Below are 12743 nucleotides of genomic sequence, written 5' to 3' on the forward strand. Positions count from 1 at the left end.
ATATGGAGTGGTTTTGAAATTATTATTATTAATATCATTTATATTTACGATCTCATTATTTGCTATCACCGATGAGCAATTAAATACTCTTCAAATAGTAAGAGACGTTGCGAGAACCGTACCTGCAAAAAACGGTGAGACTTACGAAGACACACTAAGTGCGATCTGTCTTACTGAAAGCAGTGCAGGAAAGAACCTTATAGGCGACTTCAATAAGAACGTCATCTTGACTAAAGCTTCTCTTGGAGTTATGCAGGTTCAAGTTGCGACCGCACGTTATGTTGCAAAAAGAGTCGAAAGTATGAGCTGGATACTTTCTATGACAAATGCACAGATAGCGAACCGTCTGCTTACGGATATAGAGTTTTCAGCACGTATCGCCACTCACTACTTCATTATCCTTAAAGACACTCGAGAAAAATATCTTCATTCTGTAAGCGGATACAACGGCGGAATGGTCAATATGCCCTATTACTCGAGAGTTATGAGAAATCTGACAATTATAAATAAGCTAAAAGCTAAGAAAAAGCTATCTTAATCATTTCGTAAGTCTGCTGTAAACAAATATCTAGTAAAATCATTCTATGAATGATTTTAAAATAAAGATTCTTATCAGCATACTAAGCGGTTTAATTTTTTCTTTTATTTTTGTACTTTTAGCATTAGTACTGCCTGTAAAAGATAAAGATGAAAGTCACTTTACTGCGCAAAAACCAAAAGGTAAACTTGCTGAAATATCACATGCCATGAAACATCGATAAAATATCAGTTTTTTATGGTTTGAAGTATTTTCTCTTTATTTGAGTGAAGTTTTTTAAATCTTTTCAGATCCTCGATAGAATCAAACATTGTTTCGCAGGCTTTTGTCGGCTTAAGTTTGATCGCACAGCTTATTAAAAGCTCCAGATACTGAGACAAACGTTCCAGATTATCCTCTTCTTGTATTGCACTTAGCAGAGTTTTCGCATCTTCTATACGCAGATTTTTTGCTACTCCAAGATTTTTATGCGCCAGATCTCTTAAAGGCTCATAATCAAGAGTCTTTTCTAAAAGATCTTGTTCCCATAAAGATGAGATATGAAGTTGAAACTGACCGTATGTCCTAAGTATCTGCTCGACATAATCTTCCAACAGTTCATCTACCAGCTCTTCAGGAAGTCCAAGCTCTTCGATAGCTTCTTCCGGTTCATAGATATAATCCGGATCGCATAAAGATTTAATATCTTCGTTATCGATATTTTCATAAAGTGTATGTGAGAAATCCAGAAAGTTAAACTCCAGATTATCTAAAGTATTCAGTTCGGAGATGTTCATGATATCAATATCAAGATTCTTATTTTTCAGCTTAGTAAAGATATCTTTTACGTAATTATTATATTTTATAGGTTTTTTTAACTCTTCGTTTTCCAATTGTTCTTGTGTATAACGAGCTTCCGGAAATTTATGGACGGCATGAAAAATCTTATAAATATATGATGATAGTTTCGGATTGCTGATTGTGACATTGTTGAGTGCTGTTTGTATGTGACATAGCCTTACGGTATCACTGTTTTCATACAACGCTCTTGCTTTTGCAATCAATAAAATATTTTTCAAATTTCACCCCTAAAACCTTAATACTATATTATCATATAAAAATAATTTATAAATTAAAATTTCACTAAAAATTCCTATTTGCTATATTTTCTATAAAAATAGTAGCATATGACGCCTTTGGAAGTACGAAGGAAAGCTCCATAGTCGACTCTTTTTTATTATATTTACATGTAAGAGCTTCCGGATATATCCATGCACGGCGTCTTAAGCCCTTTTCTACAAGCAGCTCATCATCATATTTTATCTCTATCTCTCTGGCTTCATCTCTTGCACGAAATACTTCACGTCCGACAAGAAGACCTGTCGGTACGATCTTTTTATCTTTGAACTCTTTTATTGAAGGTGTCTTTGGTGTAAAAAGCTTGTCATCGTCGCTCATCATCACGTCACCGTTTAAAAGTTTAAATCCATTCTCGGCATCCGCTTTGCTGATCTGGACACGCTCTTTTAGCCACTCGTTAAACTTCTTGCTCTGATATACACTGATAAGGAACTTCTTTAACTTCTTATCCTTAATGAATATCTCGCCGTCTATCATCTGCTGAGCCTGCGTTATACTGTCCTGACCAAACCTTTGGTATCCGAAATAGTTCGGAAATCCGATCTTTTCGATGTTTCTCGCAAGTTTCTCTATCTTACCTGCTTTTATGTCGTCAACATTACGTAATGTGATCGTAAACCTGTTTGATTTCAGGTCACCGATACTTATCTTCTTGCTGTCTTTAAAGGTCTCTAGTATCGTTATCTGCTTGTCATGAAACCGGCTTAGCTGCTTCTCATATTTTAAAGGAAGGGAAAGGTACTGAGAGGTAGTTGCATATTTATCTTTGAGACCTGCATATCCAATGGAACTCGCAGGTATATTTAAAAATGATGCGATCTTGTCTATCGTATCCCAAGTCGTAATATTCACCTTCTTGATATGGAGGATCAAAAAGTTCCCTTTAGTCTTAAAAGGTTTTTCAAATAGCTCATCAACTATAAAGTCATCTCTGTTTTGTTCAAAAAGGAAGTCTATCGGTTCATGGTCTTGTAAAAAGACTCTTGTCATCTCGCTCATAGTTCTAGCATCTTTAATTCTCTTTTCGCAATATTTATATCTTTATTGATCTGTTTTTTCAGTTCGTCCAACGCATCATATTTTATGTTCTCACGTATAAAATCTACAAAGCTGATAGTCGCATTCTCGCTGCATTGTACCTGACCGTCAAGAAGATGAGTCTCGACTGCGAATGTGCCGTCAGTGCTCATTCTATGGCCTATAAAACTGACAGAAGGATGAAAGTGTTCTTCGTTGTCTATACGGGTCAATGTCACATAAACACCCTCTTTTGGCAGTATATAATCTCTTACATGTAAGTTTATTGTAGCGACCAACTCTTTTGCTCCGATCCCCTGGCCTTTTATAAGTTCCCCGTGGATCGAATAGTTGTGTCCAAGAAGAGAATTGGCAGTTTTGATATCTCCGTGAGAGAGCTTTTTTCTGATGGTACGGGAGTGAACGGATTCTCCGTTTACTTTGACCTCATCTATGACTAATACTTCACCCTCAAACATCTCTTTGAGGTCATCATAATTATATGCCCTGTCTTTACCGAAATGAAAATCATAACCGACGACGATCTTCTTTAGTTTAGGAAAATGTTCTTTTAAATGCTCCAAAAATCCTGCGGCGTCAAGATGGCGTATATCTTCAAGAGTAAAATAGAAAATAGGATAGTGTGTAAACTTTTCTCTGTTTCTTTTTGGAGTAATGTTGGCATACCCTGAGTCTATAACGACGACGCATCCGTTATCTCCAAGTTCACGAAACAGATGCTGATGCCCCACATGCATCCCGTCAAATCCGCCTATTGCGATCGTGTCACTGTTTTTTATAGTAGTAGCAGTACTCAAGGTTACCCTCCTTTCCTGTGAGTTTTGAAGGTGATTTAACAACAAGGGTCCAACCTTTTATCACACAGGCATCCTCAAAATGTATCATCGCTTTTTGTATGACCTTCTCATCTACAACGACGCCGTTTTTATCTCTTTTTGCCTCACGTCCGACTTCAAACTGCGGTTTAAAAAGAAGGATGATCTTATCGTTTGCCAAACGGTCTACATCGTCTAAGATGTTTAGCAGCGATATGAAAGAGACATCGCTCGTGACAAGTTCGAACTTTTCATCTGAGCGAAACTCTCTGATATCCTGATTTTCAAAAACACTTACTCTTGCATCCTCGCGCAGAGATTTGTGCAGCTGATCTTTTCCCACGTCGACACAGCTTACATGTAAAGCTCCGTTTTCTAAAAGAACCTGTGTAAAACCGCCTGTAGATGAGCCTATATCAAGAGCATTCACTCCCTCTAGATCTATGTCGATTTCATCTAAAAAAGCCGCCAGTTTAAATGCCGCGCGGCTGACATAATCTTTATGCTCTTTTACTTTTATAGCCGATTTTTCGCTGTCTACTTTGAGTGAGCTTTTGAGCATCACGATTCCGTCAACAGAGACAAGTCCCTCTTTGATGATGTTTTGCGCTTTATTTCTAGTCTCTGCTAAACCCGCTTCGACAAGGTATTGGTCTAGACGTATCAAAACTGTACCTCGATCGCCGCATATCCGTACTGCATATTCATATCAAATTTTCCTCTTGATGTACTGTCGTAGCTGAATTTGTAAACGTCGTAAGCCAATCTAAGAGCATACGTATCATCAAATCTATAGCTCATCCCTGCACCGTAGACAAGTGCTGCTCCGTCATTATTTGACATACTGACATAAGACTGCCCTGCACCGAATTTTGCATAAAAATCCAACTTATCGTCAAGTACGGGATAGTGTGCCAAGACATTTACAGTGATAGCAGAATAATTAAACTTTGTCGCAGTCGAAGTTATGTCCACAACATTAAAATCACCGCTTTTAAGATATCCGAGTTCTACGGATAAATTGCTATTGATAAATGCACCTGCATAAAAGTTATAAGAAGCGATATTCGTGTCTTTTACGTCATTATAAAAATTATCGTCATCATACGAAGCCAATCCGTATCCGGCACCTATATAAGGGCCGCCGTCTCTTTCTATCTGCTCAGCATTCAGTCCTGCAAACAGCAGTCCTATAAGCAAAATCGCTTTAAAAATCTTATTCATCCAACATCCCTCTCATCTCATCTTCCGTTAAAGTCTGTACGCCAAGCTCTACAGCTTTGTCATATTTGCTTCCGGCATCATCTCCGTATATTACCATATCTGTTTTTTTAGAGACTGAACCCGAGACTTTCGCACCTAAAGACTCCAGCATCTCTTTTATCTCCGTACGGGACTGACTCATAGAACCCGTCAGTACTATGGTCTTTGCTTTAAAAGGGTTCTCTTTTGCCTCGGCTTTTGGCTCAGGGACTTTTGGATCCAAAATCTCTATAAGTCTTAAGATATGCTCTTTGTTGACTCTTACAAACTCCACAACGGACTCAGCCATCTCTTCGCCGATCCCGTCTATTGAGATGATCTGCTCTTTTGAAGCATCGATAAAGTTCAGTCCGAAATTCTCACAAAGACTTTTTGATGCGACCTCTCCGATATGTTCGATCCCCAGAGCATTTATAAGTCTCCAGCAGTCGCACCCTTTTACATTTTCTATAGCGTCCAGCAGGTTCTGCGATTTTTTCTCTTTAAAACCTTCGAGCGCTAAAAGTTTATCCAGTGTCAACGAGAAGATATCTTCCACACTTTTGACAACTCCTGAGTCAAAAAGCGCTTTGACGATCTTGTCTCCAAGCCCGTCTATATTGAGGCACTGTTTTGATGCAAAATAGATGATCGAGTTTACGACTCTTGCCTTACATGTAAGGTTTTGACACTTGATAAGCGCACCCTCGTCAAGTAGTTCGCTTCCACATACAGGACACTCCGTCGGACGCATCACTTCTGCTTCATCACCTGCTCTTTCATGTTCTAGTACTTTTATGATCTTTGGTATGACGTCACCGCTTCTAAGGATGATCACCTTGTCTTTTATGCGGATATCTTTTCTCTGTATCTCGTCAAAGTTATGAAGCGTCGCACGCTCTACCACGACACCGTCGATGTTCGTAGGCTCTACCACGGCAACCGGAGTTATGACCCCGCTTCTTCCTACTTGTAGGATGATATCTTTAACAGTCGTTATCTTCTCAACGGCAGGGAACTTGTATGCGACTGCCCAGCGTGGGTATTTGACCGTATAGCCCATACTTTCCTGCGACTCTACCTGATCGACCTTAACGACCATCCCGTCAAGCATCATCTCATAGCTGTCGCGGTCGTTTTTCATCTGCTCATAAACTTTTTCTATATCTAAAAGCCATTTACATGTAGCACGATGAGGAGGTGTTTTAAACCCCAAAGAGTAGATGAACTCCATCTTTTTACTGAGCAGCGGTATATCAAGCGTGTTTTGTCCCACACCGTAAGGCAGGAACACAAGGTTTCTGTTTGCCGTAATGCTTGAATCAAGCTGGCGAAGACTTCCTGCTGCGGCATTTCTGGGATTTGCAAAGATGTTCTCGCCGTTTTTCGCACGCTCTTCGTTTATCTTTTCAAACTCCGACTTGAAGATGACGACCTCACCGCGTATCTCTATAGGTTCCATATAATCGATTCGAAGCGGAATAGTCTTGATCGTCCTTGCATTTTGCGTAATATCCTCACCCGTGACTCCGTCACCGCGGGTAATGGCCTGAACCAGCTTTCCGCCTTCATAGTAAAGGTTCAGACTCGCTCCGTCATATTTCGGTTCGCAGTAAAAAGCAGCCCTGTCGTCAAGTTTAAAGACACGAGCAAGCCACTTTTTGAGATCCTCTTCATTAAAGACATCCTCTAAACTCCACATCCTGCTTTTATGCACGGCTTTATGAAAACCTTCTGAGACGACGTCCCCGACTCTTTGCGTAGGAGAGTTATCCAGTACCTGATAAGGGTTGTTCTCTTCATACTCCAGTACTTCATGGTAAAGCTTGTCGTAGACCTCATCTGTGGTTATCGGGTTATCTTCGACATAGTAGTGGTATGCATATCTGTTTAACTCTTCTACCGCTTTTTTATACTCTTCGTAATTCAACACAACCCTCCTACAGATGGACTAATTTTGCACCGTATCCGCCCATATGCTGCGGTGCATCTTCAAATTTTTTGACTTTGGGATGAGCTGTAAGATAGTTCTTGACAGCATATGAAAGTTTTCCAGTACCGATGCCGTGATAAACTATTACCTCATCCCAGCCTTGTATAAGCGCATCGGAGATGAACTTGTCCAAAACTTCCAAAGCTTCATCGCTGCGCATACCGTGAAGGTCGCATTTAAGTCCGCTTTTTCTTTCCACATTGACCTGCAGATCACTTTTGACTTTTTTGACCGTCTCATTGCCTGAAGGTTTAAGATCATAGAGTTTTACGCGAAGACGCATCCCCTCGACCTCTATCATCGCCTCTTTTGCCTTAATGGAGATGATAGAGCCTCTTTTACCTCTGTATTTTATGAGATCACCTACGCTAAAGTTATAACTCTGCTTTTTAGGCGGTTTGATCTCCTCTTTGGGCAGGGCTTTTGCCGCTTTGTTCATCGCTCTGTGAATAGCTGCCGTATCTGTCGCAGTCGCCGCTTTTCTCGCTTCGTTTATCGCTTCGTCGAACTCCGCTTTTAACTTCTGTCTTTGAGATTTGAGTTCATTATATAGTGACTCTTCAAGTTCTTTAAGGTTTTCCTCTTTTTTCTTGAGGTCATCAAGTTTTTCATCGACTGCTTTATGCTTGTTCTTCAATTCACGTTCAAGTGTCGAACCGCGTTCTATCAGCTCGTTAAGTTTCTCATGGTTGAGTCCGTAGACCTCTCTTGCACGGCTTACGATATGTTGCGATATACCGTATCTGCTTGCCGTCTCAAAAGCGTAACTCTTACCGATCACACCGTGAAGGAACTCGTAAGTCGGAAGTCGTCTCTCTTCATCATAAAGTGCCGCTAAAAGCTCTACATCATCACGGTCTGCCATCAGTGAAGCAAGACGTTTATGGTGAGTCGTGATGACTATCTTCTGACCCTTTTTCACAAGCTCGTCAAGTATGACGTTAAAGAGTGCTGCTGCCTCGTCGCTGTCAGTTCCGAGTTCTATCTCATCGACGCCTACTAGCGTTTCACGATGCGTAAAAAGATGTGCGAACTCTTTCATACGCCCGGCAAAAGTAGAGATATCGTTCTTTACGTTCTGCGGATCGTCTATAATCGCTTCTATATGCTTGAACGTCCCGATCTTAGAACGGTTCTCATTGATACTCATCGGGATAAGATACTTCGCCATAAGCGCACTGCTGAGGATCGACTTTAGAAGCATCGTCTTACCGCCGGCATTTACACCGGTGATCATCAGCACGTTCTTTGTAAAATCCACACTCACACTTTTTGCATGTTCAAGTGCAGGATGTTTAAAGTCATTGATGATGATGTCCGAGTTCTTCTGTGCATGCAAGATGGCAAGGTCTTTACTTCTGGCAAACTGGATACGCGCCTGATAATGGTCAAACCTGTCAAACTCTTTATCTATAAAGCCTAAAAAGAGCAGCGATTCAGAGAGTTTTGACGAGAACTGTTTTGCATACTCGTAAAAAAGTGCTTCTCTCTCCTGATCGATGTAGCGGATAGCCTGTTTCTCTTTGACGATAGCATCGGGCGAGACATAAAAGTACCCTGCCGTACTGCGTCCTACAACGCTGCCTTTAAGGACGTGGTTAAAGCCGCCGCGAAGAAGAAGACACTCTTCCTCATTGAGGTAGTGCACCTGTGTGTCTATAAGATATGAACTGAGTTTTGTACCGTGCAGAAGTCTTTTGAGTATGGAACTTATCTCGTTTTTATGGACTTTTACTCTTTGGTTTAGTCCGTAAAGCGTCTCATCAAGATGCTCATTGAAGTTTCCGCTCTCGTCAAAATATCTTTCTATCTCGATAAAGTTATCGGGTATGACGACTTTATCTACCCATTCGCCTATTATCCCGCGAGGTTCAAGATTTTTAAAATACCTGATATAACGGATAAGCTTGACGACCTCAAAGATCTGTTCAAAACGCAGGACACCATGCTTTTTAAGATGCATGATAAGCGCTTTAAAACTCTCTATCTTCACAGGAGCTTTAAAGACAAGCTTTTCAAGCTCTTTTATAAAACCGAAATGTCTCTCCTGATCACCCTCTATATAAAGAGACTGTTCTCTTGAAAAAAAACTCTGCAGTGATGTTATGTGAGCTGAAAGATCTAATTGAGCAGTCAGTTTGTCAAAATGGCTATTACTGTTTATCGACATGAAGAGGCGCTGACCATATCACTGTAATACGGTGTATTTTCTTTCCCTATAAATGTGTAAGTACCCACACTAAGCGTGTAGAATGTGGAGTTTATATCTTTTCCGTTACAGACAAGAGTCTTTCCGTTTTCAAACTCTCTTACAGTTTTAAGTATCTTCTCCTGCTCGTTTTGTGAAGAGCTGTTGTACAGATATGCCAGCAGGACAAAGACTCCAAATAGTGCCGAAACGGCAAATTTCTGTTTATTGTTCAGTTCTGTAAAATAGTGTAAAAGTGTAAATAGTAATCCAAGAACAATTAAACCGTAAATATATCCCACTTAAATAATCCCTCTTAATTGATATGTAATATCTCCCGCACCAAAACCGATGATAAGTCCGTTATCAAGTGTTTTGAAGATATGCTGGTCTTTTATCAGATCTATCTTGTTTTCTTCTCTTTTTATATTGTCCGCCATTGTCAGGTTATAACGGCTGAACTTGTCTGCAAAATCTATCTCTCTTACCGCTTCGCCCGCTGCCCATACCGGAAGTATGATAAGTTCCTGCGCACCGTCAAAACACTTGATGAACTCATCGAGGTTATCGATAGTCCTTGAGTATTTATGCGGCTGCCAGATAGCCGTTATCTTGTCAAAACCTTTAAGTCTTGCATATTCTTTTACAGACTGCAGAGTCGCACGAATCTCTGTCGGATGATGCCCGTAGTCGTCGATCATGATGCTGTTTTTATGCATATTTATTATATCAAAACGTTTTTTAATCCCTTTAAAATTCAGGATATTTGCACGGATCTCTTCGATATCCATCTCTTCATGAGCCGCTAAGATAGCCAGTGACGCATCAAGCGCGATATGTTCACCGAATCCCCAGACATCAAAAGAGCCAAGGTCTTTAAGTTCGAATCTTGTATGAGGCTCATCGTTTATGAGGACATACTCGATATTTTTTATATCTTTGCTCGGATACAGACGAATGGCATCGATATCCGTTAGTGTCGCTAAAAACGGGTCTTCTGCGTTTATGACTCTGTATTTTGCAGAGGTGATAAATCTGCGGTATGACTCATAAAAAAGCTCATAGTTGTAGTCGTAATACTCCATATGTTCAGGTTCTGTATTGATGACTATCGAGCAGTAAGGATTTGAGTTGATAAAACTTCCGTCACTCTCATCTGCTTCAAACAGCATCACATCCGTGTCTTTGTCGTATCTTACGTTTGAACCGAACTCTTTTGCTTCGGCACCGATGATCGCCGAGCCTTTCATTATGGCAGTAAGGATCGCCGTTGTCGTGCTTTTTCCGTGTGCTGCCGCGACTGAGTAGACTTTTCTGTCGTCAAGTATCTCTAAAAGTGCTTCACGGCGTGCAAGGACACGTATACCCTTTTCAACAGCCGCTTCGACTTCCGGATTATCCGGACGGATGATCGCAGAATGGACTACAAGGTCCTGATCTGTTATAGCATCTGCCGAATGCGGGATATTTACATCTATACCAAGCGTTCTTAGTTTTTTCGTGATGACCGTATCTTTTATATCCGAACCGCTGACTTCATGCCCTTTGTAATGCATATATTGTGCTAATCCTGATATCCCTATTCCGCCGATTCCTATAAAATGGATCTTCATCTACTTCTCCATCGCTATTTTTGAATCATTTAGCAATTTTTGTGCCTCATTTGTAAAAGCACTGACATAAAATGTACCGGCACTCTGAGTCGCCTCTATATCTGCTACTTTATTGATGAAATCATCCAGACTCATTTTGGCATCTGCGGCTTTTTGATGTATCTTCATCGCCTGTGAGAACTCTTTGTCCAGACTAAGCCCGCTGAGTACTTCAAAAAGTGCAGACGCATCATGCAGACTGTCTGCACTGTAGTGTTCGACCGCATACTCATACAGGGCTCTTAGCGTTGCAAAGTCCTGTACTTCGGTTATGTCCATTCTGATCTTTTTTTCCAGTACATCGGTCAAACGTTCAAGAGCGAGTTCCAAGATATTTGAATAGTAACGCATCAACTCATCTTCATTCAGCTCATCTTGTGCACGCTGTTCCAGTACATAAAGTTTTGCTATATCACCGCTCTCTTGAGCTTTTAAGACCTCTTCTTTTAAATCTCTCATGATAAACACTCCTTTATGCGCTCTAAAGCTTCTTTTGTCTTTTCTTCACTCTCTACAAGTGCTATACGTACATATCCGCGTCCCGGATTAACACCGTTTTCATCCTCGCGTCCCAAAAACTCACCCGGCAGTACTTTTACATTATAGTTTTTATACAGCTTACATGTAAAGTTTAAAGCATCATCGACATTCAGCCAGATATAAAAAGTCGCATCCGAGACATCACATCCGAGTATCTCGCGTGCAAGTTCAAAGTTTCTTTTATATATCTTTCTTGAAACTGCCACATGTTCTTCATCGTTCCAAGCTGCAGCTGCGGCACTTTGAAGAGGAAGCGGAGAGGCACAGCCTACATACGTCCTGTATTTCATATACTCATTAAGTATCTCTTTATCACCGGCGATAAATCCGCTGCGAAGCCCCGGCGCGGATGAACGTTTGGAGATCGAGTTTATGACAAGTACGTTTTTAAAACTCTCATTGCCTACATGTAAAGATGCTTCTAAAAGAGATGGTACCGGTTTATCCGTATATATCTCACTGTAACACTCATCGTTCATCAAGACAAAATCATACTTCAATGCAAGCTTGACCCACTCGCCAAGCTCATCGATATCTAGAACAGAAGCTGTCGGATTGTTAGGAAAGTTGATGATGACCAGGTCGCATCTTTTAAGACTTTCTTCATCTATTTCAGGTTTAAAACTGTTTTTCTCTTCAAGGTTGATGTAAATTGTCTCAGCACGTGAAGCGATAGCCGATCCCTCATATATCTGATAAAATGGATTTGTATACGCCATAACAGGCGCTTTTTTATCATACAGCAGGAACTGAGGAAAGTTAAACAGCACCTCGCGTGTCCCAAATGTCGGTATTATCTCATCATCTGCTAAAGAGACGTTAAATCTTTTTTGAACAAACGCTTTCATGCTCTCTAAAAGGTATGTCTCACCGCTAGTTTTTGGGTATCTTCTTAACTGTTCTGAACTTTTACAAAGTGTCTCTTGTATAAATTTCGGCGTCTCAAACTGCGGTTCGCCTATTGTCAATGTTATGGCTTCATAATCTTTTGATGGTGTAATATCTTTTAATAGTGTATTTAATTTTTCAAACGGATACGGTTCAAAGTTTATCAATAGTTCTTACCTTATAAAACAGATGTGCAATTTTAACATAATATTGGGTTAGTTTTGATCAGGTTATTAAAAGTAAATTTTGTGGTATAATGTTTGAAAGATGATATTATAAGTGAAAATAAGATGGCACAAAATAAAAATAGAATCGGAAATCATATAGTAGACAGCAGCGGAGCCAATGACGCACAAAAATATCTCAATCGCATGAAAGGCGTGAGAAAAGTAAAAAAAGAGAGTTTCGGTTCGCAAAAAGTAGATATTAACGATTATATACTTTCTCCTGAAGGGTGGGAAGGATTGATGTTCTTTCTCTACTTTGTGTCGATACCATACCTTATAGGTGCACTCTTTTTATTTATATTTATCGCTCAAGGCAGTGTAATAAACTTTTTTGTACTCGATATAAGTGCATTTTTTATTGTGTGGGCTATAGGTTATGAGGTCATAGCTTCGCTGATACTGATCACTATTTTCTTCTCTTATCTGAACTATGTGCGAGAATCTATGACTAGCAAGATCCACTAAAACAGATTGTAATCTTCTGTAATCTTTAATATACTATA

14 protein-coding genes are annotated in these 12743 nt (G+C 40.1%); 3 read left to right on the forward strand and 11 right to left on the reverse strand.

The window, feature by feature from the left end; genetic code table 11:
• Positions 1-13: 13 nt before the first annotated feature.
• Both WCX87_RS07105 and WCX87_RS07110 read left to right on the forward strand, forming a co-directional pair.
• On the forward strand, positions 14-538 hold the full coding sequence (locus WCX87_RS07105) for a transglycosylase SLT domain-containing protein (protein ID WP_345978812.1): 525 nt from the start codon (positions 14-16) through the stop codon (positions 536-538).
• A gap of 46 nt (positions 539-584) precedes the next feature.
• Positions 585-761: a hypothetical protein gene (locus WCX87_RS07110; protein ID WP_345978813.1), complete on the forward strand. Its 177-nt coding sequence runs from the start codon at positions 585-587 to the stop codon at positions 759-761.
• 4 nt (positions 762-765) lie between these two features.
• On the opposite strand, the gene WCX87_RS07115 is transcribed toward WCX87_RS07110, so the two are convergent.
• From WCX87_RS07115 to WCX87_RS07165, 11 genes are all read right to left on the reverse strand, one after another.
• Entirely contained in the window at positions 766-1596 is an 831-nt protein-coding gene (locus WCX87_RS07115) for a hypothetical protein (protein ID WP_345978815.1), read from the reverse strand.
• A 64-nt stretch (positions 1597-1660) separates the two neighbouring features.
• Positions 1661-2656: a tRNA pseudouridine(13) synthase TruD gene (locus WCX87_RS07120; RefSeq protein WP_345978816.1), complete on the reverse strand. Its 996-nt coding sequence runs from the start codon at positions 2654-2656 to the stop codon at positions 1661-1663.
• Positions 2653-3492, reverse strand: a complete 840-nt coding sequence (locus tag WCX87_RS07125; RefSeq protein ID WP_345978817.1) for a bifunctional riboflavin kinase/FAD synthetase — start codon at positions 3490-3492, stop codon at positions 2653-2655. The genes WCX87_RS07120 and WCX87_RS07125 overlap by 4 nt, the downstream gene beginning before the upstream one ends.
• Positions 3461-4174, reverse strand: a complete 714-nt coding sequence (locus tag WCX87_RS07130; protein ID WP_345981101.1) for a TlyA family RNA methyltransferase — start codon at positions 4172-4174, stop codon at positions 3461-3463. The genes WCX87_RS07125 and WCX87_RS07130 overlap by 32 nt, the downstream gene beginning before the upstream one ends.
• Positions 4174-4734 carry a porin family protein gene (locus tag WCX87_RS07135; RefSeq protein WP_345978819.1) on the reverse strand — a complete coding sequence of 187 codons (561 nt, stop codon included), beginning with the start codon at positions 4732-4734 and terminating at the stop codon, positions 4174-4176. Before WCX87_RS07135 ends, WCX87_RS07130 begins: the two co-directional genes overlap by 1 nt.
• A complete protein-coding gene (gene ligA / locus WCX87_RS07140) occupies positions 4727-6682 on the reverse strand; it encodes an NAD-dependent DNA ligase LigA (protein WP_345978820.1) in 1956 nt (651 codons plus the stop codon). The genes WCX87_RS07135 and ligA overlap by 8 nt, the downstream gene beginning before the upstream one ends.
• 10 nt (positions 6683-6692) lie before the next feature.
• Positions 6693-8915: an endonuclease MutS2 gene (locus WCX87_RS07145; protein ID WP_345978821.1), complete on the reverse strand. Its 2223-nt coding sequence runs from the start codon at positions 8913-8915 to the stop codon at positions 6693-6695.
• Complete coding sequence (locus tag WCX87_RS07150) at positions 8906-9235, reverse strand: hypothetical protein (protein ID WP_345978823.1); 330 nt, start codon at positions 9233-9235, stop codon at positions 8906-8908. The genes WCX87_RS07145 and WCX87_RS07150 overlap by 10 nt, the downstream gene beginning before the upstream one ends.
• Entirely contained in the window at positions 9236-10546 is a 1311-nt protein-coding gene (gene murC / locus WCX87_RS07155) for a UDP-N-acetylmuramate--L-alanine ligase (RefSeq protein WP_345978824.1), read from the reverse strand.
• On the reverse strand, positions 10547-11044 hold the full coding sequence (locus tag WCX87_RS07160; RefSeq protein ID WP_345978826.1) for a hypothetical protein: 498 nt from the start codon (positions 11042-11044) through the stop codon (positions 10547-10549).
• Positions 11041-12177, reverse strand: a complete 1137-nt coding sequence (locus WCX87_RS07165) for a succinyldiaminopimelate transaminase (RefSeq protein ID WP_345981102.1) — start codon at positions 12175-12177, stop codon at positions 11041-11043. Before WCX87_RS07165 ends, WCX87_RS07160 begins: the two co-directional genes overlap by 4 nt.
• 96 nt (positions 12178-12273) lie before the next feature.
• Between WCX87_RS07165 and WCX87_RS07170 the strand changes: the two genes are divergently transcribed.
• Positions 12274-12705, forward strand: coding sequence for a hypothetical protein (locus WCX87_RS07170; RefSeq protein ID WP_345978828.1), 432 nt, complete (start codon positions 12274-12276; stop codon positions 12703-12705).
• The last annotated feature ends 38 nt before the right edge of the window (positions 12706-12743 follow it).

This window comes from Sulfurimonas sp. HSL3-2 (genome assembly GCF_039645965.1).
Classification (GTDB): Bacteria; Campylobacterota; Campylobacteria; order Campylobacterales; family Sulfurimonadaceae; genus Hydrocurvibacter; species Hydrocurvibacter mobilis.